26 protein-coding genes are annotated in these 21,571 nt (G+C 74.0%); 21 read left to right on the plus strand and 5 right to left on the minus strand.

Annotated elements, in window-relative coordinates; genetic code table 11:
* Nucleotides 1–13: 13 nt before the first annotated feature.
* Both ACFY60_RS13400 and ACFY60_RS13405 read left to right on the plus strand, forming a co-directional pair.
* A complete protein-coding gene (locus ACFY60_RS13400) occupies nt 14–832 on the plus strand; it encodes an ABC transporter permease (protein WP_388611727.1) in 819 nt (272 codons plus the stop codon).
* 34 nt (nt 833–866) lie between these two features.
* Nucleotides 867–1,475: a DUF2567 domain-containing protein gene (locus tag ACFY60_RS13405; protein ID WP_388611338.1), complete on the plus strand. Its 609-nt coding sequence runs from the start codon at nt 867–869 to the stop codon at nt 1,473–1,475.
* 78 nt (nt 1,476–1,553) lie between these two features.
* On the opposite strand, the gene ybaK is transcribed toward ACFY60_RS13405, so the two are convergent.
* From ybaK to ACFY60_RS13425, 4 genes are all read right to left on the minus strand, one after another.
* Nucleotides 1,554–2,051, minus strand: a complete 498-nt coding sequence (ybaK, locus tag ACFY60_RS13410; RefSeq protein ID WP_388611340.1) for a Cys-tRNA(Pro) deacylase — start codon at nt 2,049–2,051, stop codon at nt 1,554–1,556.
* Between the two features lie 17 nt (nt 2,052–2,068).
* Nucleotides 2,069–2,806, minus strand: a complete 738-nt coding sequence (locus ACFY60_RS13415) for an LON peptidase substrate-binding domain-containing protein (protein WP_388611342.1) — start codon at nt 2,804–2,806, stop codon at nt 2,069–2,071.
* 11 nt (nt 2,807–2,817) lie between these two features.
* Nucleotides 2,818–3,846 (minus strand): hypothetical protein, encoded by a 1,029-nt coding sequence (locus ACFY60_RS13420; protein WP_388611344.1) that lies wholly within the window; start codon nt 3,844–3,846, stop codon nt 2,818–2,820.
* 151 nt (nt 3,847–3,997) lie between these two features.
* On the minus strand, nt 3,998–5,593 hold the full coding sequence (locus tag ACFY60_RS13425) for an oxidoreductase (protein WP_388611346.1): 1,596 nt from the start codon (nt 5,591–5,593) through the stop codon (nt 3,998–4,000).
* 225 nt (nt 5,594–5,818) lie between these two features.
* Here ACFY60_RS13425 and hisD point away from each other — a divergent pair, with 225 nt between their 5' ends.
* The 10 genes from hisD (at nt 5,819) to ACFY60_RS13475 (ending at nt 13,499) form a co-directional block, all read left to right on the plus strand.
* A complete protein-coding gene (gene hisD / locus ACFY60_RS13430; protein WP_388611348.1) occupies nt 5,819–7,144 on the plus strand; it encodes a histidinol dehydrogenase in 1,326 nt (441 codons plus the stop codon).
* Nucleotides 7,141–8,271, plus strand: coding sequence for a histidinol-phosphate transaminase (locus ACFY60_RS13435; protein WP_388611350.1), 1,131 nt, complete (start codon nt 7,141–7,143; stop codon nt 8,269–8,271). Before hisD ends, ACFY60_RS13435 begins: the two co-directional genes overlap by 4 nt.
* Nucleotides 8,268–8,861 (plus strand): imidazoleglycerol-phosphate dehydratase HisB, encoded by a 594-nt coding sequence (hisB, locus tag ACFY60_RS13440; RefSeq protein ID WP_030492957.1) that lies wholly within the window; start codon nt 8,268–8,270, stop codon nt 8,859–8,861. Before ACFY60_RS13435 ends, hisB begins: the two co-directional genes overlap by 4 nt.
* Before the next feature lie 2 nt (nt 8,862–8,863).
* On the plus strand, nt 8,864–9,028 hold the full coding sequence (locus ACFY60_RS13445; protein WP_309050686.1) for a hypothetical protein: 165 nt from the start codon (nt 8,864–8,866) through the stop codon (nt 9,026–9,028).
* On the plus strand, nt 9,025–9,672 hold the full coding sequence (gene hisH / locus ACFY60_RS13450; RefSeq protein WP_388611352.1) for an imidazole glycerol phosphate synthase subunit HisH: 648 nt from the start codon (nt 9,025–9,027) through the stop codon (nt 9,670–9,672). The genes ACFY60_RS13445 and hisH overlap by 4 nt, the downstream gene beginning before the upstream one ends.
* Before the next feature lie 5 nt (nt 9,673–9,677).
* Nucleotides 9,678–10,412 (plus strand): bifunctional 1-(5-phosphoribosyl)-5-((5-phosphoribosylamino)methylideneamino)imidazole-4-carboxamide isomerase/phosphoribosylanthranilate isomerase PriA, encoded by a 735-nt coding sequence (gene priA / locus ACFY60_RS13455; RefSeq protein ID WP_388611729.1) that lies wholly within the window; start codon nt 9,678–9,680, stop codon nt 10,410–10,412.
* Nucleotides 10,409–10,810, plus strand: a complete 402-nt coding sequence (locus ACFY60_RS13460) for a RidA family protein (protein WP_388611354.1) — start codon at nt 10,409–10,411, stop codon at nt 10,808–10,810. Before priA ends, ACFY60_RS13460 begins: the two co-directional genes overlap by 4 nt.
* A complete protein-coding gene (gene hisF / locus ACFY60_RS13465) occupies nt 10,807–11,562 on the plus strand; it encodes an imidazole glycerol phosphate synthase subunit HisF (RefSeq protein WP_388611356.1) in 756 nt (251 codons plus the stop codon). Before ACFY60_RS13460 ends, hisF begins: the two co-directional genes overlap by 4 nt.
* Nucleotides 11,563–11,679: 117 nt before the next feature.
* A complete protein-coding gene (locus tag ACFY60_RS13470; protein WP_388611357.1) occupies nt 11,680–12,267 on the plus strand; it encodes an ArsR/SmtB family transcription factor in 588 nt (195 codons plus the stop codon).
* Nucleotides 12,264–13,499, plus strand: a complete 1,236-nt coding sequence (locus ACFY60_RS13475) for an MFS transporter (RefSeq protein WP_388611359.1) — start codon at nt 12,264–12,266, stop codon at nt 13,497–13,499. Before ACFY60_RS13470 ends, ACFY60_RS13475 begins: the two co-directional genes overlap by 4 nt.
* A gap of 40 nt (nt 13,500–13,539) precedes the next feature.
* On the opposite strand, the gene ACFY60_RS13480 is transcribed toward ACFY60_RS13475, so the two are convergent.
* A complete protein-coding gene (locus ACFY60_RS13480) occupies nt 13,540–14,175 on the minus strand; it encodes a TIGR03085 family metal-binding protein (protein ID WP_388611361.1) in 636 nt (211 codons plus the stop codon).
* An 84-nt stretch (nt 14,176–14,259) separates the two neighbouring features.
* On the opposite strand from ACFY60_RS13480, the gene hisI reads away from it, so the two are divergent.
* The 9 genes from hisI (at nt 14,260) to trpA (ending at nt 21,546) form a co-directional block, all read left to right on the plus strand.
* Nucleotides 14,260–14,610, plus strand: a complete 351-nt coding sequence (hisI, locus tag ACFY60_RS13485) for a phosphoribosyl-AMP cyclohydrolase (protein ID WP_388611363.1) — start codon at nt 14,260–14,262, stop codon at nt 14,608–14,610.
* A gap of 11 nt (nt 14,611–14,621) precedes the next feature.
* Nucleotides 14,622–16,115, plus strand: coding sequence for an anthranilate synthase component I (locus ACFY60_RS13490; protein WP_388611365.1), 1,494 nt, complete (start codon nt 14,622–14,624; stop codon nt 16,113–16,115).
* Nucleotides 16,116–16,141: 26 nt separating this feature from the next.
* A complete protein-coding gene (locus ACFY60_RS13495) occupies nt 16,142–16,795 on the plus strand; it encodes a TIGR02234 family membrane protein (RefSeq protein WP_388611366.1) in 654 nt (217 codons plus the stop codon).
* Nucleotides 16,796–16,965: 170 nt separating this feature from the next.
* Nucleotides 16,966–17,220 carry an HGxxPAAW family protein gene (locus tag ACFY60_RS13500; RefSeq protein ID WP_309055325.1) on the plus strand — a complete coding sequence of 85 codons (255 nt, stop codon included), beginning with the start codon at nt 16,966–16,968 and terminating at the stop codon, nt 17,218–17,220.
* A 301-nt stretch (nt 17,221–17,521) separates the two neighbouring features.
* Nucleotides 17,522–17,980, plus strand: coding sequence for a DUF2752 domain-containing protein (locus tag ACFY60_RS13505; protein WP_388611731.1), 459 nt, complete (start codon nt 17,522–17,524; stop codon nt 17,978–17,980).
* A gap of 142 nt (nt 17,981–18,122) precedes the next feature.
* Complete coding sequence (gene trpC / locus ACFY60_RS13510; RefSeq protein WP_309055324.1) at nt 18,123–18,932, plus strand: indole-3-glycerol phosphate synthase TrpC; 810 nt, start codon at nt 18,123–18,125, stop codon at nt 18,930–18,932.
* A 97-nt stretch (nt 18,933–19,029) separates the two neighbouring features.
* The gene (gene trpM, locus ACFY60_RS13515; RefSeq protein ID WP_388611733.1) at nt 19,030–19,218 is read left to right on the plus strand and encodes a tryptophan biosynthesis modulator TrpM; all 189 of its coding nucleotides are present in this window, start codon (nt 19,030–19,032) and stop codon (nt 19,216–19,218) included.
* 220 nt (nt 19,219–19,438) lie between these two features.
* Nucleotides 19,439–20,722 (plus strand): tryptophan synthase subunit beta, encoded by a 1,284-nt coding sequence (gene trpB / locus ACFY60_RS13520; protein ID WP_388611369.1) that lies wholly within the window; start codon nt 19,439–19,441, stop codon nt 20,720–20,722.
* The gene (gene trpA / locus ACFY60_RS13525) at nt 20,719–21,546 is read left to right on the plus strand and encodes a tryptophan synthase subunit alpha (RefSeq protein ID WP_388611371.1); all 828 of its coding nucleotides are present in this window, start codon (nt 20,719–20,721) and stop codon (nt 21,544–21,546) included. The genes trpB and trpA overlap by 4 nt, the downstream gene beginning before the upstream one ends.
* The last annotated feature ends 25 nt before the right edge of the window (nt 21,547–21,571 follow it).

Genomic DNA, 21,571 nt, shown 5'->3' on the forward strand with positions numbered 1-21,571 from the left:
CGCAGTGAGCACCGTGCCCGCCGAGGTCCTGCCGACCGCCGCGCGCCCCGCCGGAACCGGGGAGGCCGAGGACGCCGCCGCGCCCCTCGCCCCGGCCGCCCGGCTGCTGCCCTCCCTGGCCGCCGTCTACCGCGCCCAGCTCTCGCGGGCCCGGGTCGCCCGCATCCCCCTCCTCTTCGTGGCGACCTTCCAGTCCGTCGGGATCATGGTCCTGATGCGCGGGGTCGTCGACGGCGGCAGCGAGGCCCGGGCCGTCGTCGCCGGCTCCTCCGTCCTCGTCGTCGCCTTCGTCGCCCTCAACCTGCTCGCCCAGTACTTCGGCCAGCTGCGGGCCACGGGCGGCCTCGACCACTACGCCACCCTGCCCGTGCCGCCCGCCGCCGTCGTCCTCGGCGCCGCCGGGGCGTACGCCTCCTTCACCATGCCCGGCACGGTCGTCACCGCCGTCACCGGCTCCGTCCTCTTCGGACTGCCCCTCGGCCACCTGTGGATCCTCGGCGCCGTCGTCCCCCTCGCCGGGGCGGCGCTCGCCGGGCTCGGGGCGGCGCTCGGCCTCCTCGCCCCCCGCCAGGAGCTGGCCACCCTCCTCGGCCAGCTCGGCATGTCCGCCGCGCTGCTCCTCGGCGTCCTGCCGGCGGAGCGGCTGCCCGGGCCGATCGGCTGGGCGCGGGACCTGCTGCCGTCCACGTACGGCGTCGAGGCCCTGGCCCGTACCTTCGCGCCGCACCCCGACTGGGTGGCCGTCGCCCGCGACCTCGCCGTGTGCGGAGTCGTCGGCGTGCTGTCCCTCGCGGTCGCCACGTGGGCCTACCGCCGGGCCGCGGTCCGCTGAGGCGGGGCACAGCCGCACCTGGCACGATGGCGGGGTGACCGCACCTCTGACTCCGTCTCAGCCTCCGCCGCACGATCCCGACTGGCCCCCGCCGCCCCCGCCGCTGCTCGGTCCGGCCGGCGACCCGATCACGGCGGCCGAAGTGGTGCAGGGCGTGGTGGTGACGATCGCCTCGGCGGTCGCCGGAGCGCTCCTGGGCCTGCTGTGGCTCTGGCAGGCGCCGCACGTGAAGCTGATCTCCGACGGCAAGGGCGTCTACCTGCGCGACTCCGAGGGCGAGGCGGCGATCGGCGCGGACGGCACCTTCGTCCTGCTCGCCCTCGCCTTCGGCGCGGCCGCCGCGGTCCTGGTCTTCCTGCTGCGCCGCAAGGGCGGGGTGCCGCTCGTCCTCGGCCTGGCCGCCGGCGGTGTCCTGGGCTCGCTGCTCGCCTGGTGGCTGGGCTCCTCCCTCGGACCCACGGCGAACGTGGTCGCGCACGCCAAGCAGGTCGGCCCGAACGTCACCTTCGACGCGCCGCTCGAACTCCACATGGCCGCCGCCGCGATGCTGGCCTGGCCGCTCGCGGCGACCGTCGTCCACCTCGCGCTCACGGCCCTCTTCGGCCCCCGTGACCCGGAGCCGGAGGGGCCCTGGGGACCCTGAGCGGTCCCGTACGACAGCGAGAGACCCGGCGGCACCGGCCGCCGGGCCCTCGACCGCGCCCGTTCCGTTCCCGGCGGATCAGTCCCGGCCGATCGGCGCCAGGACCGCCGAGGTGAGCGCCGCCAGGTCGGTGGGAGAGAGCTCCACCTCCAGGCCGCGCCGGCCCGCCGAGACGCAGATCGTCGCGTGCGCGGAGGCCGAGGAGTCGAGAACCGTACGGAGCCGCTTGCGCTGCCCCAGCGGCGAGATCCCGCCCCGCACGTAGCCGGTGGTGCGCTCGGCCGCCGCCGGGTCGGCCATCGCCGCCCGCTTGCCGCCGACCGCCGAGGCCAGCGCCTTCAGATCCAGCTGTCCCGCGACCGGGACCACCGCCACGGTCAGCTCGCCGTCCACGTCCGCCACCAGCGTCTTGAAGACCCGGTCGGGGGAGACGCCCAGGGCCTGCGCCGCCTCCTCGCCGTACGAGGGGGACGCCGGGTCGTGCTCGTACGCGTGCAGGGTGAACGGGGTGCCGGCCGAGGCCAGGGCCACCGTCGCGGGCGTGCCCCCGGCGTTCTTCTTCTGCTTCTTCGCCACGCGCTCCCCTTAAGGACTCAGTTCGGGTACGTCGGCGCGATCGTCAGATCCACCGCCGGCAGGGAGGGCAGGTGCCGCAGCACCGCCGTCTCCGAGCGCAGCAGCGCCAGCTCCTCGCGCAGCCGGGTCGCCGTGTCCGGGAGCTGCAGGAGCCGCTGCTTCGACGGGGTGTCGAGCACCGCGGCCGCCGCCACCAGATACGACACCACCGAGGGCTCGTCGGGCAGCTCGCTGGTCGTCAGCGAGCGCTCCCGCGCCCCGGCCAGCCGCTTCTGGTAGTCGCGGAAGGCCCGCAGCACCCCCTCGGCGAGGCTGTCGGCACCCTCGCCGGGCACCTCGGGGATCTCCTCCACCTCGGCCACCAGGAACGGACCGCTCGCGTCGACGGAGAGCAGCCGCACCCGGGTCGTGCCGGTGGCCATCACCTCGAAGCTGCCGTCGGCACGCTCACGGATCGAGGCCGCGTCGGCGACACAGCCCACCTCGTGGAAGGAAAGGATCGGATCGGGGCCGAAGCCCGCGGCGGGGCCCTTCTCCGGCAGCGCCGTCGGGTCCGGCATGCCGGGCGCGGTGGGCGCGACCTCGTGCCCGTCCCGGATGGCGACGACGGCGAAGCGGCGCGGCTCGGACTCGTCGCCCGTGAGCAGCTCCCGCATCATGGCGCGATAACGCTCCTCGAAAACGTTCAGCGGCAGCACGAGGCCGGGGAACAGCACCGCGTTGAGCGGGAAGAGTGGCAGGCGAGCGGTGGTCACAGCGGTCAAGCCTAACGGCCGCCGGCGTCGCCCCGTCCGGGTATTTCCCGGCCGCCCTCCCACAGCGGGGTCCGGCGCGCCAGCTCGCCGCGCACCCGGTCCCGCGCGGACAGGAATCCGCGGAGCGGATCCTGCCGTCCGGCACCCCACGGGAACGAGGTGGCGTACGGGCCGATCCGGCCGAATTCGGCCAGCGCCTCCGCCCACCGCCCCCGCGCCATGAGCACGTACGCGAGGAGGTTGCGTACCTCGGCGGGCCACGGGTCGGCCTCGGGGAAGACCGCCGACAGGCCGAGCCCGCGGTCGACGGCCCGGTCCACGCGCTCGCCGTCCACCGGCCGGCCCGATCCGGGCACCATCCGCAGCCGGTCGTAGGCCGCGCGGACCGGGAGCGCGCGCACCAGGGAGCCCGGAGCGGCGTCGTCGGCGGCCTGCTCGGCGAAGTCGAAGGAGGCCCGGTGCGAGCCGTACCACTGGGAGGACAGGTACTTCAGCGCGGCGACATGGCAGCCGTAGTGATGCGGGGAACGGTGCAGGGCCCGCTCCCACAGCGACTCGAAGACCGCGTGCCCGGCGTGCGCGCCCCGCGCGTGGTCCAGGGCGAGGCGCCACGGCACCGGGTCGTGCGGCGCCTCGTCCGTGATGCGCCGGATCAGCGGGTCCAGTTCGCGCAGCCGCTCCGCGCGGGCGGGGGACTCCCAGGCCCGGCGCACCGCGAGCTGCGCCGTGACGAGCAGCGCGTCCGGGTCCCCGGGTGCCGCGGCCAGCCAGTCGGTGAGCCAGCCGTCCCTGCTGTACGCGAAGGTGGCGAGCCGCGTCACGTACCGGTCGCGGTCCTCCCACTCGCCGCTGTCCCGCGTGGTGGCCAGCAGCTTCGCGGCGGGCCCGGGGTCGGCGAGCGCGGCGGCGACGAGCGCCGGGGCGAGGCGCCCGTCCGGGGCGTCGAGGAGCACGTCGTCGTCCGGCACGAGGCCGGCGGTGAGCCGGGGGGCGTGCCGGGCCGCGCGGACGCTCCCGATCAGGGCGCGGAACAAGGACATGGTGCGACGTATTTTCCCATCCGCCGCCGCCCTTCCGCGCCCTCCTGCCCAGGGCCTTCACCCGCGCCTCACCGGCTCCCCGCACCCCGGCGCGAGCCGCCCGGCGCGGCCGGTCGGCCGCGCTCCGGAGCCGGCCGGTGCGGGCGGCCGGTCAGCCGCGCCGCAGCAGCCGGGTCGCGCCCGCCGCCACCGTCGTCGCCAGGACCCATCCGACGAGGATCAGCACCGTGGCCACCCACTGCCAGATCCCCTCCAGCCGCCAGTAGCCCTCCTGGCCGAGATTGATCACCGGCAGCAGCAGGTCGAGGGCGTACAGCGTGGCGTTCCACTCCGGCGACTCCTCCTTCTTGAGCGGGTCGGGGCGGTAGCGCGCGAAGGCCACCGTGCCCGCCGCCCACAGGATCGCCATCCACAGCGCCGCCCGCCCCGGCCGGTACCCGTAGGCCACCGTCAGGTCCTGGAGGTAGCCCCACAGCTTCCCCGCCAGCGGCAGCGTCTCGCGTCTGCGCCGCTGCTTGGCGAGCAGCACCTCGCGGGCGTCCGCGTCCTCTCCGCTGGCGCGCAGGACCGTCGCGAGCCGCTCGTACGGCTCGGGGGCGTACTCCGGCGTGGCCGCCGCCACCCATTCCAGGCGCCGGGCCAGCGGGAAGTGCCCGTACGGCACCAGGTTCTCGTAGACGAAGCCGCCCATGGCCAGGCCGCCCGGCCCCGGCCAGCTGGTCGACAGGTCGATCAGCGTGACCACCTTGGCCCCGTTGAGCACGACCCGGCCCTCCTCCGGCCGCTCCCCGTTGAACCGCAGCTCGGGGGTGACGATGCGGCGCAGCGACACCTCCTCGCGGCGCGCCCCGTTCAGGACGAACCGGGCGTGGTGCAGGTCCACCGCGTCCCCGAACCGGCCGTCGTCGAGCCGCACCCCGCCGTGGCACTCCACCGGTTTGCGCCGCGCGTCCTGGGAGGGCGCCGTCCCGTACGGCGGGGTCCCCGTCACGTTCCCCGAGCCCTCGTACACCCACGCCGCGTTCAGATACAGCGAGCGCTCCACCGTCAGCTGCGGCGCGTTCAGCGCCCGGCGCTGCTGCGCGCCGCGCAGCACACTGCCCCGCAGACTCAGCGAGACCCCGATCTGCGCCCCGCGCAGGCTCAGCTCCCCGTACGTCTCGATCAGCTCGGCCTGGAGGTCCTGTGCCACCACCATCCCGTCCGCCGCGATGGCCCGGCCCTGCCGGTCCGGCCACACCTGGATCTGGTTGATCAGCAGGTCCGTGCCGATCTGCGCGTCCGTCAGCCGGATGCCCCGCCGCACCCGGCAGCGCGGCAGATGCAGGTCCCCCTCGGTGTGCAGCCGGGCCGCCTCCAGGCGCGGAATGGCGCACTCGACCAGCCGCAGCGTCCCGAACCGGGACTCCGGCACCACGACCTCGCCGTCGAACCGGCAGCCGTTCAGCTCCACGTACGGCCCTATGGTGCCGCCGGCCAGATTCAGCACCCCCGTGATCCGCGCCCCGCGCAGCTTCAGCGCGGCCACCCGCCCCGGCCGCGCCTGCGGCCCGTCCAGCAGCAGCCGCTGCACCACCTCGGCGCTGACACACCGCTGCTCGCCCCACAGATGCGGCCCGAACGGGTCGTCCCGCTCCGCGATCCCCTCCGTCAGGTCGCACGTCCTGCCGATCCGGAACGCCCGCCACATGGCCTGCTCCGGACCCGTGAGACCTTCCGGCACCCCGTCCTCGTGCGGCTCGGTCAATGCCGCCCCCTCGCTTTCCACGATCCGCGTCCACGATTCCGCTGCCGGATTCGTGGATTCGTACAGCCGTTCTTCCCGGTGAGTGACGGGCTGAACGCTAACGGTCAGGAGTGGCGACCAGACGCCAGTGGGACGCGTATCAGCCAGTGATACGGGGCGCCGCGACGTGTATCAGCCAGTGATACGGCCGACCGGGTCCTTCGGCCCGTCTGCGAGAATTGACCCGTGATCTCTCGAATCGATCTGCGCGGCGAGGCCCTCCCCGAGGGAGCCGCCCTGCGTGACCTGCTGCCCCGTGCCGAGTTCGACGTGGAAGCCGCCCTGGAGAAGGTGCGGCCGATCTGCGAGGACGTGCATCATCGGGGCGACGCGGCGCTGATCGACTACGCGGAGAAATTCGACGGCGTCCGGCTCGACCAGGTCCGGGTGCCCGCCGCCGCCCTGCGGCGCGCCCTCGACGAACTCGACCCCGCCGTCCGCGCCGGCCTGGAGGAGTCCATCCGGCGCGCCCGGCTGGTCCACGCCGCCCAGCGCCGCACCACCCACACCACCCAGGTCGTGCCCGGCGGCACCGTCACCGAGAAGTGGATCCCGGTCGAGCGCGTCGGCCTCTACGCCCCCGGCGGCCGTTCCGTCTACCCCTCCTCCGTGATCATGAACGCGGTCCCGGCCCAGGAGGCGGGCGTCGCCTCCGTCGCGCTGGCGTCTCCGCCGCAGAAGGAGTTCGGCGGCCTGCCGCACCCCACCATCCTCGCCGCCTGCGCCCTCCTCGGCGTGGACGAGGTGTACGCCGTGGGCGGCGCCCAGGCCGTCGCCATGTTCGCGTACGGCACCGAGTCCTGCGCGCCCGCGAACATGGTGACCGGCCCCGGCAACATCTGGGTCGCCGCCGCCAAGCGCTACTTCACCGGCCGCATCGGCATCGACACCGAGGCCGGCCCCACCGAGATCGCGGTCCTCGCGGACTCCACCGCCGACCCGGTCCACGTCGCCTCCGACCTGATCAGCCAGGCCGAGCACGACCCGCTCGCCGCCGCCGTCCTCGTCACCGACTCCCCGGAGCTCGCCGAGGCCGTCGAGAAGGAGCTGGAGACCCAGGTCGCCGCCGCCAAGCACGTCGACGACCGGATCGCCCCCGCCCTCTCCGGCGAGCAGTCCGCGATCGTCCTGGTCGACGGCGTGGCGGAGGGCCTGCGCGTCGTCGACGCCTACGGCGCCGAACACCTGGAGATCCAGACCGCCGACGCCGCCGCCGTCGCCGACCGGGTCCGCAACGCCGGCGCGATCTTCGTCGGCCCCTGGGCCCCGGTCTCCCTCGGCGACTACTGCGCCGGTTCCAACCACGTCCTGCCCACCGGCGGCTGCGCCTGCCACTCCTCGGGCCTCTCCGTGCAGTCCTTCCTGCGCGGCGTGCACATCGTGGACTACACGCGCGACGCGCTCGCCGAGGTCGCCCACCACGTGGTGACCCTCGCCGAGGCGGAGGACCTCCCGGCCCACGGCGCCGCGATCAAGGCGAGGTTCGGCTGGAAGGTGCCCGAGAGCAAGTGAACGCCTACGACACCACCGGGATCGACGACCTGCCGATCCGCGACGAGCTGAAGGGCAAGTCCCCCTACGGCGCGCCGCAGCTCGACGTGCCCGTCCAGCTCAACACCAACGAGAACCCCTACCCGCTGCCCGAGCCGCTCGTGGCCCGGATCGCGGAGCGGGTCGCCGAGGCCGCCCGCGGTCTCAACCGCTACCCCGACCGGGACGCGGTCGAGCTGCGCACCGAGCTCGCCCGCTACCTGAGCCGCACCGGCAAGCACCCGGTCACCCTCAGGAACGTCTGGGCCGCCAACGGCTCCAACGAGGTCCTGCAGCAGCTGCTGCAGACCTTCGGAGGCCCGGGCCGTACCGCGATCGGCTTCGAGCCCTCGTACTCGATGCACGCCCTGATCGCCCGGGGCACCGGCACCGGCTGGATCTCCGGGCCGCGCGACGAGGACTTCACCGTGGACGTGGCGGCCGCCGAGAAGGCGATCGCCGAGCACCGGCCCGACGTCGTCTTCATCACCTCCCCCAACAATCCCACCGGCACCGCCGTCGAGGCCGACACGGTCCTCGCCCTCTACGAGGCCGCCCAGGCCGCGAAGCCCTCCCTGGTCGTCGTGGACGAGGCGTACGTGGAGTTCAGCCACCGCGACTCGCTGCTGCCCCTCATCGAGGGCCGGCCGCACCTGGTGGTCTCCCGCACCATGTCCAAGGCCTTCGGTGCCGCCGGACTCCGCCTCGGCTACCTCGCCGCCCACCCGGCCGTGGTCGACGCGGTGCAGCTGGTCCGCCTTCCGTACCACCTCTCCGCCGTCACCCAGGCCACCGCGCTCGCCGCCCTGGAGCACACCGACACCCTCCTCGGGTACGTCGAGCAGCTCAAGGCCGAGCGGGACCGGCTCGTCACCGAGCTGCGGGCGATCGGCTACGAGGTCACCGACTCCGACGCCAACTTCGTCCAGTTCGGGCGCTTCGACGGGGCCGAGGGCTCCCACGTGGCCTGGCGGAGCATCCTCGACCGGGGCGTCCTGGTCCGGGACAACGGCGTACCCGGCTGGCTGCGGGTCACCGCCGGCACCCCCGAAGAGAACGACGCGTTCCTCGACGCGGTCCGTGAACTGATGAAGGAGCAGAAGCGATGAGCCGCGTAGGCCGCGTTGAGCGCACCACCAAGGAGACCTCCGTCGTCGTCGAGATCGACCTCGACGGCACCGGAAAGGTCGACGTGTCGACCGGGGTCGGCTTCTACGACCACATGCTCGACCAGCTCGGCCGGCACGGTCTGTTCGACCTGACCGTGAAGACCGACGGCGACCTGCACATCGACTCGCACCACACCATCGAGGACACCGCCCTCGCCCTCGGCGCCGCCTTCAAGCAGGCCCTCGGCGACAAGGTCGGCATCTACCGCTTCGGCAACTGCACCGTGCCGCTGGACGAGTCCCTCGCCCAGGTCACGGTCGACCTCTCCGGCCGCCCCTACCTCGTGCACACCGAGCCCGAGAACATGGCGCCGATGATCGGCTCGTACGACACGACGATGACGCGCCACATCCTGGAGTCCTTCGTGGCCCAGGCCCAGATCGCGCTGCACGTCCACGTCCCGTACGGGCGCAACGCCCACCACATCGTGGAGTGCCAGTTCAAGGCGCTCGCCCGCGCCCTGCGGTACGCCTCCGAGCGCGACCCGCGCGCCGCCGGCATCCTCCCCTCCACGAAGGGCGCCCTGTAGTCGTGAACGGCCTCTCCACCATCCTGATCGTCGTCGGGCTCTTCCTCCTCGGCGGCATCTACTCCTTCGTCAAGCAGCAGATGCCCAAGGGCCTGATCGTGCTGCTCTCCCTCGGCGCGGCGATGTGTCTCGCCGCCGGTGTCATGCGTCTGGACGTGTGGGCATGAGTACGGCATCCCCGAAGAAGGTCGTCGTCTTCGACTACGGCTTCGGCAACGTCCGCTCCGCCGAGCGCGCGCTCGCCCGGGTCGGCGCCGACGTCGAGATCACCCGCGACTACGAGAAGGCGATGAACGCCGACGGGCTCCTCGTCCCCGGCGTCGGTGCCTTCTCCGCCTGCATGCAAGGGCTCAAGGAGGCCCGCGGCGACTGGATCATCGGCCGCCGGCTCTCCGGCGGCCGCCCGGTCATGGGCATCTGCGTCGGCATGCAGATCCTCTTCGCCCGCGGCATCGAGCACGGCGTCGAGACCGAGGGCCTCGACGAGTGGCCCGGCAGCGTCGAGCCCCTGAACGCCCCGGTCGTGCCCCACATGGGCTGGAACACGGTCGACGCCGCCGACGGCAGCGAGCTGTTCGCCGGCCTGGACGCCGACGCCCGGTTCTACTTCGTGCACTCCTACGGGGTGCGCGACTGGACCCTGGAGATCGGCAACCCCACCCTCGCCGCCCCGAAGGTCACCTGGGCCACCCACGGCGAGCCGTTCGTCGCCGCGGTCGAGAACGGCGCCCTGAGGGCGACCCAGTTCCACCCGGAGAAGTCCGGTGACGCCGGCGCCCAGCTCCTCACCAACTGGATCGGAACCCTGTGACTGTGTTGTCTGGAAGCGTGCTCGAACTCCTCCCCGCCGTCGACGTCCGCGACGGACAGGCCGTCCGTCTCGTGCACGGCGAGTCCGGCACCGAGACCTCCTACGGCTCCCCGCTGGAGGCCGCCCTCGCCTGGCAGAACTCCGGCGCCGAGTGGCTGCACCTGGTCGACCTCGACGCCGCCTTCGGCACCGGCGACAACCGTGAGCTGATCGCCCAGGTCGCCGGCGCGATGGACATCAAGGTCGAGCTGTCCGGCGGCATCCGTGACGACGCCTCCCTCGCCGCCGCCCTCGCCACCGGCTGCACCCGCGTCAACCTGGGCACCGCCGCCCTGGAGACCCCCGAGTGGGTCGCCAAGGTCATCGCCGAGCACGGCGACAAGATCGCCGTCGGCCTCGACGTGCGCGGCACCACCCTGCGCGGCCGCGGCTGGACCCGCGACGGCGGCGACCTGTACGAGACGCTGGCCCGCCTCGACTCCGAGGGCTGCGCCCGGTACGTCGTCACCGACATCGCCAAGGACGGCACCCTGCAGGGCCCCAACCTGGAGCTCCTGAAGAACGTCTGCGCGGCCACCGACAAGCCGGTCGTCGCCTCGGGCGGCGTCTCCTCCCTGGACGACCTGCGGGCCCTGGCCGCTCTCGTCCCGCTGGGCGTCGAGGGCGCGATCGTCGGCAAGGCCCTCTACGCCAAGGCCTTCACCCTCGAAGAGGCCCTGGAGGCGGTGGCCTCGGCATGACCGACGCGCTCCGCAAGGTCGTCACCGGCGCCCCGTGGGAGGAGCAGTTCGGCTACTCCCGCGCGGTCGAGCTCCCGAACGGCCTGGTCCTGGTCTCCGGCTGCACCTCCGTGGTCGACGGGCAGATCGCCGAGGGAGGCGGCCCGTACGACCAGGCCGTCAACTCCTTCCAGGTGGCCCTCGGTGCCCTGAAGCAGCTCGGCCTCGGCGTCGACGACGTGGTGCGGACCCGGATGTACCTCACCCACGCGCGTGACGTGGAGGAGGTCGGCCGGGCCCACAAGGACCTGTTCGACGCCGTCCGCCCCGCCGCGACGATGCTCATCGTCTCCGGCTTCGTCGACTCCCGCCTCGTCGTGGAGGTCGAGGTCGAGGCGTACAGGAGGAACGCGGCATGAGCCTCGCCGTACGAGTGATCCCCTGCCTGGACGTGGACAACGGCCGCGTCGTCAAGGGCGTCAACTTCCAGAACCTGCGGGACGCGGGCGACCCCGTCGAGATGGCCAAGCTGTACGACGCCGAGGGCGCCGACGAGCTCACCTTCCTCGACATCACCGCCTCCTCCGGCAACCGGGAGACCACCTACGACGTGGTGCGCCGCACCGCCGAGCAGGTCTTCATCCCGCTCACCGTCGGCGGTGGGGTCCGCTCCGCCGGGGACGTCGACAAGCTGCTGCGGGCCGGGGCCGACAAGGTGGGCGTCAACACCGCCGCCATCGCCCGCCCCGAGCTGATCCAGGAGATCGCGGAGCGCTTCGGCCGGCAGGTCCTCGTCCTGTCGGTGGACGCGCGCCGCACGGAGTCGGGCTCCTTCGAGGTCACCACGCACGGCGGGCGCCGGGGCACCGGCATCGACGCCGTCGAGTGGGCCCACCGGGCCGCCGAGCTGGGCGCGGGCGAGATCCTGCTCAACTCGATGGACGCCGACGGGACGAAGGACGGCTACGACACGGAGATGATCGCGGCGGTCCGCAAGCACGTCACCGTCCCGGTCATCGCCAGCGGGGGAGCGGGCAAGCTGTCCGACTTCCCGCCGGCCGTCGCGGCGGGCGCGGACGCGGTCCTCGCGGCCTCCGTGTTCCACTTCGGCGACCTGCGGATCGGTCAGGTCAAGGAGACGCTGCGGGAAGCCGGGCACGAGGTGCGCTGATCCCTCGTTCCGTTTCCGGCAAGGGCCCCTTCGGGGGCCCTTTTCTTCCCCCGGACGCGAAAGAGAAATTGCGCAATTTCTGTTGCGCAGTTTTCCTTTCGCGTCCAGGATCACGGCATGTCCCGCTCGGAGAACCGCCGCATCACCGACCTCGGCACGCTCAAGGCCGTCGCCCACCCCCTGCGGATGCGTCTGTACCGGGCGTTGTTCGTCGCCCGTACCGCCACCGCCTCCCAGCTCGCGGAGCAGGTGGACGAAGCCGTCTCACTCGTCAGCTACCACCTGCGCAAACTCGCCGAGCACGGCCTCATCGAGGAGGCCCCCCGCCAGTCCACCGACGGTCGTGAACGCTGGTGGCGCACCAGCTCCCAGGGCATCACCGTCCGCGACGAGGACTTCCGCGACGCCCCCGAGAAGGCCGCCGTGGGCATCGCCTTCAGCCGCCTCGTCGCCGACCAGCGCGCCGATCTGCACCTCCGCTTCATCGAGGAGCGGCTCGCCTGGCCGGAGGAATGGCGCTCCGCCGCCATCAGCGCCGAATGGATGCCCCGCCTCACCGCCGCCGAACTCGCCGCCCTCGACGGGGAACTCGAAGCCGTGCTGCGGAAGTACGACGACAAGGCGCGCGCCGCCGAGGCCGCGGGCGACACCGAGGGACGCGAACAGGTCGCCGTGCACCTCCACGCCTTCCCCTTCCGCCCGTGACCGCCCTCACCGAGGCATCCGCCCGACCCGCCCACCGCGACCCCCAGGTCCTGCGCTGGCTCGGCGCCTTCACCGCCTCCACCCTCGGCGACAGCGTCTACTACCTCGCCCTCTCCTGGGCCGCCGTCAGCAGCGGCACCCCCGCCCAGGCGGGGCTCGTCATGGCCGTCTCCGCCGTGCCCCGCGCCCTGCTCATGCTCGTCGGGGGAGTGGTCGCCGACCGCCTCGGCCCGCGCCGGGTCGTCCTCGCCTCCGACGCCGTCCGCTGCCTCGTCACCTTCGGCCTCGCCGCGACCCTGTTCCTCGCCGCGCCCGGCCTCTGGCTCCTCGCCGCCGTCGCCCTCGTCTTCGGCGCCGTCGACGCCCTCTTCCTGCCGGCCGTCGGAGCCCTGCCGCCCCGGATCGCCGAGCGTGACCAACTCGCCCGCGTCCAAGGACTGCGCGGCCTCGCGTACCGCCTCGGCGCCGTGCTCGGTGCCCCGCTCGGCGGGCTCGCCGTCGCCCTCGGCGGCTCCGCCACCGCCTTCGGCGTCGCCGGCCTCCTCTTCGCCCTCTCCCTGCCCCTCCTCAGCGCGCTCAGGCTACGGCCGCTGCCGCGGGAGGACGCGGTCCGCGACGGTACCGCCCTGCGCGACCTCGCCGAAGGACTGCGCTACCTGCGCGGACACCGCGTCCTCGGCCCGCTGATGATCGTCGTGCTCCTCAGCGACCTCGGCTTCGTCGGCCCCCTCAACGTCGGCCTCGCCGTCCTGTCCGCACAGCGCGGCTGGGGTGCCTCCGGCATCGGCTGGATCCTCGCCGGATTCGGTACGGGCGCGGGCGCCGCCTCCCTGCTCCTGGCCGTACGAGGACGCGTCCCGCGCGCCGGGGCCGTCAGCGGCTGGACCATGACGGTCGGTGCCGTCTCCATCGGTGCCCTCGCCTTCACGGCGTACCTGCCCGTCGCGGCCGCCGTAGCCCTGTCCGTCGGCCTGTTCGCCGGCCTCTCGGGGGCACTGGTCAACGCCCTCGTCCAGACCGAGTGCGACCCCGCCCACCTCGGCCGGGTGACCGCCGTGACCAGCCTCGCCAGTCTGGGCATAGCCCCGCTGACCTTCCCCGTCACGGGCGCGGCGATCGGCCTGTGGGGCGCCGCCCCGGTCTTCGTGGTGAGCGCCTCGATCTGCGCCCTGGCCGGCGTGTACACCCTCGCCGTCCCGGCCCTGCGCCGCGCCGAACTGCCCGGGGGCTGACCGCGGACCGGCCCGTACGCCGAACCGCCCGGCCCCCGGCTCAGATCCCCAGCTGCTTCGTCTCCCGCAGCCGCTCGATCGCCTCCGGCTCCCCGTCCAGGTCCACCTTCGCGGCGCCCTGCCGCCCGAACAGGTACATCATCAGCTCGCCCGGCTCCCCGGAGACGGTCACCACCGGGGTGCCGCGATGGGCGACGACCGTCTGGCCGTTCGGGCGGCGCAGCACCAGGCCCACCGGCGCCTTGCGGCCCAGCAGCCGGGCGGTGCGCTCCAGACGCGACCAGAGCGCGTCCGCGAAGACCGGGTCCGGCTCCCGCGCGGGCCAGTCGTCCTGCGCCCGCCGGACGTCCTCCGCGTGGACGTAGAACTCGACCACGTTCGCCCCCTCGTCCACCTGCTTGATGGTGAACGGGGAGAAGCGGGGCGGCCCCGACCTGAGGAGCCGGACCAGTTCCTCGTACGGCTTCGCGGCGAACTCCTCCCGCACCCGCTCCGCCCGGTCCCGCAGCACCGGCACCAGCGAGCCCGCCGCCGCGTCCGGCCGGCGCTCCCGCATCACGACATGGGCCGCCAGGTCCCGGGTCCGCCAGCCCTCGCAGAGCGTCGGGGCGTCCGGGCCCGCCGCCTCCAACAGGTCGGCGAGCAGAAGTCGTTCCCGTGTGGCATGCGTCGACATGCCCGCCAGCGTACGGCCCGGCCGCCGCGTCCGCCCAGTGGACACCGGCCCGGACCCCGCTTCCGGCCACGGCACAATGGCGCCATGAGCAGCAATCTCGACCCGGCCGTGGCCGCCCGGCTCAAGCGCAGCCCCGACGGACTCCTCCCCGCCATCGCCCAGCAGTACGACACCGGCGAGGTGCTGATGCTCGGCTGGATGGACGACGAGGCCCTCCACCGCACCCTCACCACAGGCCGCTGCACCTACTGGTCGCGCAGCCGCCAGGAGTACTGGGTCAAGGGCGACACCTCCGGCCACGTCCAGCGCGTCAAGGCCGTCGCGCTGGACTGCGACGCCGACACGATCCTCGTCAAGGTCGACCAGGTCGGCGCCGCCTGCCACACCGGCACGCGCACCTGCTTCGACACCGACGTGCTCCTCGCGGCCGAGTAGGGTCTGGCGCCATGGATCTCGACACCTTCCGCAAGCTGGCGGCCGACCGCCGCGTCATCCCCGTCAGCCGCAGGCTCCTCGCGGACGGCGACACCCCCGTCGGGCTCTACCGCAAGCTCGCCGCCGAACGCCCCGGCACCTTCCTCCTCGAATCCGCGGAGAACGGCCGCAGCTGGTCCCGCTACTCCTTCATCGGGGTCCGCAGCGACGCCACCCTCACGGTGAAGGACGGCGAGGCCCACTGGCTCGGCATCCCGCCCGTCGGCGTCCCCGTCGACGGCGACCCCCTCCAGGCCCTGCGCGCCACCGTCGAGACCCTCCACACCCCGCGCGACCTCGCGAGCGGCATGCCCCCGTTCACCGGCGGCATGGTCGGCTACCTCGGCTACGACATCGTGCGCCGCCTGGAGCGCATCGGCGAGCACGCCCGCGACGACCTGGAGCTCCCCGAGCTCACCATGCTCCTCACCAGCGACCTCGCCGTCCTCGACCACTGGGACGGCACGGTCCTGCTGATCGCCAACGCGATCAACCACAACGACCTGGAGACCGGCGTCGACGAGGCCTACGCCCACGCCGTCGCCCGCCTGGACGCGATGGAGGCCGACCTGGCCCGCCCCGTCGCGAGCACCCCCGCCACCCTGCCCGCCTCCGAGCTGCCGGAGGTCTCGGCCCTCTGGGGCGGGCCGGCCTACCAGGAGGCCGTCGAGGACATCAAGGAGCGCATCCGGGCCGGCGAGGCCTTCCAGGTGGTCCCCTCCCAGCGCTTCGAGACCCCCTGCACCGCCTCCGCCCTGGACGTCTACCGGGTCCTGCGGGCCACCAACCCGTCCCCGTACATGTACCTCTTCCGCTTCGAGAACGGCTTCGACGTCGTGGGCTCCAGCCCCGAGGCCCTGGTGAAGGTCGAGGACGGGCAGGCGATGCTCCACCCCATCGCCGGCACCCGCCACCGCGGCGCCACCCCGCAGGAGGACCACGACCTCGCCGAGGAGCTGCTCGCCGACCCCAAGGAGCGCGCCGAGCACCTCATGCTGGTCGACCTCGGCCGCAACGACCTCGGCCGGGTCTGCGAGCCCGGCTCCGTCGAGGTCGTCGACTTCATGTCGATCGAGCGCTACTCCCACGTCATGCACATCGTGTCGACGGTGACCGGCCGCGTCGCCGAGGGCAGGACCGCCTTCGACGTGCTCACCGCCTGCTTCCCGGCCGGCACGCTCTCCGGGGCGCCCAAGCCGCGCGCGATGCAGATCATCGAGGAACTGGAACCGTCCCGGCGCGGTCTGTACGGCGGGTGCGTCGGCTACCTGGACTTCGCCGGCGACTCCGACACCGCCATCGCCATCCGTACCGCCCTGCTGCGCGGCGGCACGGCATACGTGCAGGCGGGAGCCGGTGTGGTCGCCGACTCCGACCCGCTCGCCGAGGACAACGAGTGCCGCAACAAGGCCGCCGCCGTCCTCCGTGCCGTCCACACCGCCAACCGGATGACCACCACCGGCTGAACCGGCCGGGAGGGACGTAAGGGATAGTGGGGTACGTGAGTGCTGTACCCGTACCCCAGCCCCGAGCCGCCCGCGCGGCCGTCACCCCCGGCGGCAGCAGGCGCAGCCTGGCCGCCGCCCTCCTCCTCGGCGCCCTCGGAGCCACCGTCGTACTGCTCTCCTCGGGCCAGATCTGGGCGGAGGGCACGGCGTCCGTCGGCGGCGGCACCGTCCCCGTGGAAGCCCAGGGCGGCACCGTCACCGGCGTCCCCACCGCCCTCGCCATCGTCGGCCTCGCCGCGCTGGTCGCCGTCTTCGCCGTCCGCCGCGCCGGCCGCACCCTGGTCGCCGCGCTCCTCGCGCTGAGCGGCGCCGGCGCCGCCCTCGCGGCGTTCCTCGGCGCCTCCGACCGCGCCGCCCTCGACGCCGAGGCCGCCCGCATCAGCGGCGACACCGCCGCCGCCGTGGCCGGCCTCACCCACACCGCCTGGCCGTACGTCACCGCCGGCGGAGCCGTCCTCATCCTGCTCGCCGGGATCGTCGCGCTGCGCTTCGGCACCAGCTGGCCGGCGATGGGCGGCCGGTACGAGCGGGCCGCCGGACCCCGCGCCGCCCGCACGGCGCGCCCGGCCGACCCGGAACGGCCCGAGGAGCTGTGGAAGGCCCTGGACCGCGGCGAGGACCCCACCCACGGGGCGTGAGCCGGGCGCCCGGAGCCCCGGCCGCCGCACGCGGGGGAGGCGCCGGGCGCGACGCGTGATCGTCCGGCACCCCCGATTCACCTTCGCGCGCCCGCGTGCGGGACAATGAGAGCCGAGTGTCCGCGCACGCGAGACCCTCACCACCGAGCAACAGCAACGAGGAGCAACTCATGGCGGGCAGCGCCCACGGACACACCCCGGCCGCCTGGACCGGTGTCATCATCTCCTTCATCGGCTTCTGCATCGCCGGGGTCTTCATGGTGGCGGCCAACGTGCCCGGTTTCTGGGCCGGCGTGGGCGTCATCGTGCTCGGCGGCATCGTCGGCGGTGCCATGAAGGCGGCCGGTCTGGGCATGCCGAAGGAGTCGGAGGACGTCGCCGCGGCCCGCGCCGCCGCGACGGAGTCCGCCCGGGCCCGCGTCTGACCCGACACGACGCGTTCGACGGATCGAGGGCGCAGTCCGGCCGTGCCGGGCTGCGCCCTCGCGCGTCAGGGGCGAGAATCACCGCGTGGACCCGCAGCCGACGGCCGGAGCCGTGACCGACGAGACCCCCGCCCCACCGGACCGCCCGGCGGCCCGCGGGCCCGGGGAGGAGCACGGCGCCGAAGGCCCCCGGCCCGTACCGGAGGCCCCGGAGCCCGAGCCCTTCCCCGGCCGGGCCGCCGGCCCCGTACCCGAGGGTCCCGCCCCCGGGAACCCCGCCCCGGCCCCCGGGGGCGGCCCCGTGCCGCCGCCCGGCCACCCCCACCCGTACGCGTACGCCCCCGCGCCCCCGCGCGGGAACCGGCCGCTCGCCCTGCGTCTGCTCGCCCCCGCCGGGACGCTCGCCGGTGTCGCCGCCGCCTTCGCCTACGTCGGGGCCGTCGACCCCAACGAACCCGGGCACTACCCCGTCTGCCCGCTCCTGCGCTTCACCGGCCTGTACTGCCCCGGCTGCGGCGGTCTCCGCAGCGCCCACGCCTTCGTCCACGGCGACCTGCCCACCGCGCTCGGCGCCAACGCGCTCGCCGTCGCCGGCTACGGCCTCTTCGCCGTCCTGATCGCGGTCTGGCTGGTCCGCGCCGTCCGCGGGACCCCGGTGCGCGTCGATCTCTCCCCGGCCTGGTGGTGGGGGATCGGCGCGGTCCTCGCCCTCTTCACCCTGGTCCGGAACCTGCCCTTCGGCTCCGCGCTGGTCCCGTGACGGCCGCCGGGCCGCCCCGCGGGTCCCAGCAGGTGGGACGCGGCTCCCGTCGATGCGAGCACCGAGCCCTCCTGCGGATAGGATCGAAGTGGCTGAACCTGGTTCATCATCACCAACAACGTCCCGGAAGGGGGCCTCTCGCGTGAGTGTGCTCGACGAGATCATCGAGGGCGTCCGCGCCGACCTCGCGGAGCGGCAGGCGCGGGTCTCCCTCGACGAGCTCAAGGAGCGCGCCGCCAAGGCGCCGCAGGCCAAGGACGGCGTCGCCGCGCTGCGCGGCGACGGTGTCACGGTGATCTGCGAGGTCAAGCGCTCCAGCCCGTCCAAGGGCGCCCTCGCCGCGATCGCCGACCCGGCCGGTCTCGCCGCCGACTACGAGGCGGGCGGCGCCGCCGTCATCTCCGTGCTCACCGAGCAGCGCCGCTTCGGCGGCTCGCTCGCCGACCTGGAGGCCGTCCGCGCCCGCGTCGACATCCCGGTGCTGCGCAAGGACTTCATCGTCACGGCCTACCAGCTGTGGGAGGCCCGGGCGTACGGAGCCGACCTCGCGCTCCTCATCGTCGCGGCCCTGGAGCAGGAGGCCCTCGTCTCCCTCATCGAGCGCGCCGAGTCCATCGGGCTCACCCCGCTCGTCGAGGTCCACGACGAGGAGGAGGTCGAGCGTGCCGTCGAGGCGGGCGCCCGGATCATCGGCGTCAACGCGCGCAACCTCAAGACCCTGAAGGTCGACCGCTCCACCTTCGAGCGCGTCGCCCCGGAGATCCCGGCCGGCATCGTCAAGGTCGCCGAGTCCGGCGTCCGCGGCCCGCACGACCTGATCGCCTACGCCAACGCCGGCGCCGACGCGGTCCTCGTCGGCGAGTCCCTCGTCACCGGTCGCGACCCCAAGGCCGCCGTCGCCGACCTGGTCGCCGCCGGCGCCCACCCGGCCCTGCGCCACGGCCGGAGCTGACCCCGCCATGACCGTCCGCCGCGCCACGCCGACCACCCAGGGCCCCGCCGCCCCGGGTGGCTTCGGCGCGGGCGCGGCCGCCGGTGTCACCCGGGCCATGCGCACCCGGCTCCGGACCGCCGCCGCGCCCGCGCACGCCCCTCTGGCCAGGGGCTGCCGCCCCCGCGGCTGCCGCGCGCCCGCCCGCCGTGTCCACGGCCGCCGGGTGCGGTACGTCATCGGGTCCGAGCCCGGCCAGGTCAACGGCATGCGATGGCGCCCGCGCCCCGCGCGCTCCTCCACGTAACCCGAGCCCCGCGCCCCCGCGGGTCGCTCCCCTCCCCGTGCCCCGGCCGCACCACCCGGGCGCCGCGCACGGGGCGCCGTCCGCCGTACCCACCCGTTCCGCCCCCAGTGCCGGGGAGGAACAGGTGCCCGCGACGGCCCCTGACGTGAGTGCGACGCGCGCATGCCGTGAACTCAACCGCACACGTACCCGGGGCATCCGCCCCGCGAGGAGCAACCGCATGTCCAGCGAGTTCTTCATTCCCGACCCCGACGGTCAGGTCCCGTCCCCCGAGGGCTACTTCGGCGCCTACGGGGGCAAGTTCATCCCCGAGGCCCTCGTCGCCGCCGTCGACGAGGTGGCCGTCGAGTACGAGAAGGCCAAGGCCGACCCCGAGTTCGCCCGCGAGCTCGGCGACCTCATGGTCCACTACACCGGCCGCCCCAGCGCCCTCACCGAGGTCCCCCGCTTCGCCGAACACGCCGGCGGCGCCCGGATCTTCCTCAAGCGCGAGGACCTCAACCACACCGGCTCGCACAAGATCAACAACGTGCTCGGCCAGGCCCTGCTCACCCGCCGCATGGGCAAGACCCGGGTCATCGCCGAGACCGGCGCCGGACAGCACGGCGTCGCCACCGCCACCGCCTGCGCCCTCTTCGGCCTCGAGTGCACCATCTACATGGGCGAGATCGACACCCAGCGGCAGGCGCTCAACGTCGCCCGGATGCGCATGCTCGGCGCCGAGGTCGTGGCCGTGAAGTCCGGCAGCCGCACCCTCAAGGACGCCATCAACGAGGCGTTCCGGGACTGGGTCGCCAACGTCGACCGCACCCACTACCTCTTCGGCACCGTCGCCGGACCGCACCCCTTCCCGGCCATGGTCCGCGACTTCCACCGGGTCATCGGCGTCGAGGCCCGCCGCCAGATCCTGGAGCGCGCCGGACGCCTGCCCGACGCGGCCGTCGCCTGCGTCGGCGGCGGCTCCAACGCCATCGGCCTCTTCCACGCCTTCGTCCCGGACGCCGCCGTCCGGCTGATCGGCTGCGAACCGGCCGGCCACGGCGTCGAGACCGGCGAGCACGCCGCCACCCTCACCGCGGGCGAGCCCGGCATCCTGCACGGCTCCCGGTCGTACGTCCTCCAGGACGACGAGGGCCAGATCACCGAGCCGTACTCGATCTCCGCCGGCCTCGACTACCCCGGCATCGGTCCCGAGCACGCGTACCTGAAGGACAGCGGCCGCGGTGAGTACCGGGCCGTCACCGACGCCGCCGCCATGGAGGCGTTGCGCCTGCTCTCCCGCACGGAGGGCATCATCCCGGCCATCGAGTCGGCGCACGCCCTCGCCGGGGCCCTGGAGGTCGGCCGCGAGCTCGGCCCGGACGGCCTGCTCGTCGTCAACCTCTCCGGACGCGGCGACAAGGACATGGACACCGCGGCCCGCTACTTCGGGCTGTACGACACCGACGCCGAGGTGGCGGCCGACGCCGCCGGCACCGCCGAGATCGAGGGGGACGCGAAGTGACCGGCAACATCCAGCTGCTCGGCGACACCCTCGCCGCGGCGAAGGCCGAGAACCGGGCCGCGCTCATCGCCTACCTCCCGGCGGGCTTCCCCACGGTCGACGGCGGCATCGCCGCGATCAAGGCCGTCTTCGACGGCGGCGCCGACGTGGTCGAGGTCGGCCTGCCGCACAGCGACCCGGTTCTCGACGGCCCGGTCATCCAGACCGCCGACGACATCGCCCTGCGCGGCGGCGTCAGGATCGCCGACGTCATGCGGACGGTGAAGGAGGCCCACGAGGCCACCGGCAAGCCGGTCCTCGTCATGACCTACTGGAACCCGATCGACCGCTACGGCGTCGAGCGCTTCACCGAGGAGCTCGCCGAGGCCGGCGGCGCCGGCTGCATCCTGCCCGACCTGCCGGTCCAGGAGTCCGCGCTCTGGCGCGAACACGCCGACAAGCACGGTCTCGCCACCGTCTTCGTCGTCGCCCCCAGCAGCCGGGACGAGCGGCTCGGCACCATCACCGAGGCCGGCTCCGGCTTCGTCTACGCGGCCTCCCTCATGGGCGTCACCGGCACGCGCGCCTCGGTCGGCGAGCAGGCCGCCGACCTGGTCCGCCGCACCCGCGCCGCCGACCGCTCCGGCCGGCTGCCCGTCTGCGTCGGCCTCGGCGTCTCCAACGCCGAACAGGCCAAGGAGGTCGCCGGCTTCGCCGACGGCGTCATCGTCGGGTCCGCCTTCGTCCAGCGGATCCTCGACGCCGCCGGCGACGAGGCCGCCGGTCTCACCGCCGTAAGGGAACTGGCGGGCGAACTCGCGCGGGGCGTCCGCCGGGATTCGTAACCCGTTCGGGTGGAACTCGGACCGG

The organism is Streptomyces sp. NPDC012827 (assembly GCF_042900905.1).
Taxonomy (GTDB): domain Bacteria; phylum Actinomycetota; class Actinomycetes; order Streptomycetales; family Streptomycetaceae; genus Streptomyces; species Streptomyces gulbargensis.

Coding starts and splice junctions, on each gene's coding strand:
- hisH (WP_388611352.1), top strand. CDS start 9,025: ATGAGTACGGCATCCCCGAAGAAGGTCGTCGTCTTCGACTACGGCTTC.
- ACFY60_RS13470 (WP_388611357.1), top strand. CDS start 11,680: ATGTCCCGCTCGGAGAACCGCCGCATCACCGACCTCGGCACGCTCAAG.
- ACFY60_RS13500 (WP_309055325.1), top strand. CDS start 16,966: ATGGCGGGCAGCGCCCACGGACACACCCCGGCCGCCTGGACCGGTGTC.
- ACFY60_RS13490 (WP_388611365.1), top strand. CDS start 14,622: ATGGATCTCGACACCTTCCGCAAGCTGGCGGCCGACCGCCGCGTCATC.
- hisB (WP_030492957.1), top strand. CDS start 8,268: ATGAGCCGCGTAGGCCGCGTTGAGCGCACCACCAAGGAGACCTCCGTC.
- ACFY60_RS13420 (WP_388611344.1), bottom strand. CDS start 3,846: ATGTCCTTGTTCCGCGCCCTGATCGGGAGCGTCCGCGCGGCCCGGCAC.
- ACFY60_RS13460 (WP_388611354.1), top strand. CDS start 10,409: ATGACCGACGCGCTCCGCAAGGTCGTCACCGGCGCCCCGTGGGAGGAG.
- trpB (WP_388611369.1), top strand. CDS start 19,439: ATGTCCAGCGAGTTCTTCATTCCCGACCCCGACGGTCAGGTCCCGTCC.
- hisF (WP_388611356.1), top strand. CDS start 10,807: ATGAGCCTCGCCGTACGAGTGATCCCCTGCCTGGACGTGGACAACGGC.
- ACFY60_RS13480 (WP_388611361.1), bottom strand. CDS start 14,175: ATGTCGACGCATGCCACACGGGAACGACTTCTGCTCGCCGACCTGTTG.
- trpM (WP_388611733.1), top strand. CDS start 19,030: ATGCGCACCCGGCTCCGGACCGCCGCCGCGCCCGCGCACGCCCCTCTG.
- hisI (WP_388611363.1), top strand. CDS start 14,260: ATGAGCAGCAATCTCGACCCGGCCGTGGCCGCCCGGCTCAAGCGCAGC.